The organism is Desulfovibrio sp. 1188_IL3213 (genome assembly GCF_036763145.1).
GTDB lineage: Bacteria > Desulfobacterota > Desulfovibrionia > Desulfovibrionales > Desulfovibrionaceae > Desulfovibrio.
In genome coordinates this window covers 1-2119 of record NZ_JBAIYR010000389.1, presented here as the reverse complement: position 1 = coordinate 2119, position 2119 = coordinate 1, and the positions used below count along the sequence as shown (strand labels likewise).

The following is a 2119-nucleotide window of genomic DNA, read 5'->3' as shown; positions in this document are numbered from 1 at the left end:
CGCAGGTTCCGGTCCAGGCTCCCGACGGCAGCACCTGGGGCCAGCCTTCGCCCCAGCCGCAGGCTCAGGTGCAGGTGCCGCAAAAGGACATCTCGCTGGCCCTTTTTGACGCGGGCGTCAATGCCTATAATGCCCGTAAATATGACGAGGCTCAGCGCTCGTTCACCGACTTTCTGAAAAACTACAAGGGCCACAATCTGGCCTCTGAAGCCCAGTTCTACCTTGCGGAGTGCTACTTCCAGCGCAACCAGTTTGCGGATGCGGCACTTTCCTATGACAAGGTGATCAAGGAATACCCCAAGTCTTCCAGCGCCCCCGGCGCGTATCTCAAGCAGGGCATCAGCTTCAGCAAGCTGAACCAGAGCGCGGCGGCCAAGGCGCGGATGGAAGAACTGATCAAGAAGTATCCCAATTCGCCCGAGGCTGCCCGGGCAAAGACCTTCCTGAAGACCAACAAGTAAGATCGGTCCGCCGCCGCGCCGTCCTACGGCGCGGCGGTTTGTCATTGTCTTTTTCAACAGCGCCGGTAACGGCGTAAAGGTGCATGCATGAGCGAGAAAAAGGCCGAGCCCGCCGTGTACAGGCAACTGAGCACGGACATGCGCCAGGGACTCAAGGATATCTATCAGCAGATATCCACGGCTTCCGACAGCAAGCCGCCGGCTGAATCCGGCACGGATGCGCTCTTTCATGAAGCCACGGATCAGCTTGGCGAGGTGCTCAAAGCCACGGAAAGCGCCACCATGTCCATTATGGAAATTGTGGAGCGCCACCTGGACATGCAGGAACAAAATGCTGAACTGCTGGCGCATGTACGCGAGGGCACGGCGTCTTCCACACAGATCGCCCTGCTTGAGGCCAACAACCGGCAAATGGGCGACGACCTCACAAGCGTGCTCACCACGCTGAGTTTTCAGGACATCACCGGCCAGCGGATCAAGCGGGTAGTCACCACGCTGAACAAGATCGAAAATACCGTGGTGGAGCTGTATCTTTCTTCGGGCCTTATTATGGAAGGCGCGGAAAAAGATCCGCAAAAAGACGCCGTTGCCCTTCAGGATGAGGCCCGGCAAGCCGTGGAGGAATTCCGTCGGCAGCGCAAGGCTGAAAAACTTAAAGGGCCGGACAACAACGGCGTATCGCAGGGCGCTATTGACGACATGCTCAGCCAGCTCGGCATGTAGGCTCGCGTCTGGCCGTCCGTTTTTTTGTGGGAGGTTCCTTTGACAAAAAGGGACCTCCTTTGCGCTGCGTTAGAGCAATTTCACTTTGAAATTGCTCGGACGGCTGCGTGAGCAGACGTTCGCTACGGAGGCGTAAGCGCAGTTTATCTGCGCGGTTAAACGCCGAAGTGAGTGTGCCTTAAACTTTGAGAATGTATATTCTCAAAGTTAATCTGATCTAGGCGCCAAGCAGCATCATGCCTTGCGGCTGCGTGGATGCCCCGGGCGGGTGATCCGTCTTGCAAGCATCCGCGCCGCAAATTTTGAGAATGTACACTCTCAAGGTTGATCCGCACTCGTCAAACAGTTTTTTATGACCCGGCCCAGGCAGTGACGCCGCAGACAGGGCAGAGCCGCCCGCCGGAAAAGAATCGGAGCATATATGAACGTATTTACTGTTGATCATGAGCTGTGCCGCAAGGACGGCATCTGCGCCCTTGTCTGCCCCGTGCATATTATTGACGCCGAACCGGGTTCCTACCCTGTTCTGGACAAGCACAAGGCCGTGTATTGTCTCAGCTGCGGCCAGTGCATGGCCTTCTGCCCCACGCTGGCCTGTACGGCTCCCGGCCTTGAACGTGAAGACTGCCGCCCTCTCAGCGCGCAGGACATGCCCACGCCACGTCAGGCCGACGAACTTGCTTTTTCGCGCCGTTCCGTGCGCAATTTCAAGGATAAAACCATTCCTCGCGAGGACCTGATAGACCTGCTCGAGGCGGTCCGCTTTGCGCCCACGGCAAAAAATACGCAGAATCTGCGCTGGATTCTGCTGGAATCGCGCGAACGGGTGGTGCAACTGGCCGAACTCGTGGTGGCGTGGATGCGCGAACTGCCCCGGATCGACCCGGAACTTGACGAAGCCATGCATGCCGGTGGGCTTGTGCGCGCCTGGGACA

General features: G+C 57.8%; 3 protein-coding genes. All 3 read left to right on the top strand.

The window, feature by feature from the left end:
- A partial coding sequence (gene ybgF / locus V6C16_RS11770) for a tol-pal system protein YbgF (RefSeq protein WP_333543291.1) occupies nt 1-461 on the top strand: 461 nt, incomplete at its 5' end.
- An 87-nt stretch (nt 462-548) separates the two neighbouring features.
- Nucleotides 549-1184 carry a protein phosphatase CheZ gene (locus V6C16_RS11765; RefSeq protein WP_333536927.1) on the top strand — a complete coding sequence of 212 codons (636 nt, stop codon included), beginning with the start codon at nt 549-551 and terminating at the stop codon, nt 1182-1184.
- Nucleotides 1185-1605: 421 nt separating this feature from the next.
- Nucleotides 1606-2119, top strand: a 514-nt coding sequence (locus V6C16_RS11760; protein WP_333543290.1) for a nitroreductase family protein, incomplete at its 3' end; no start/stop codon positions are given.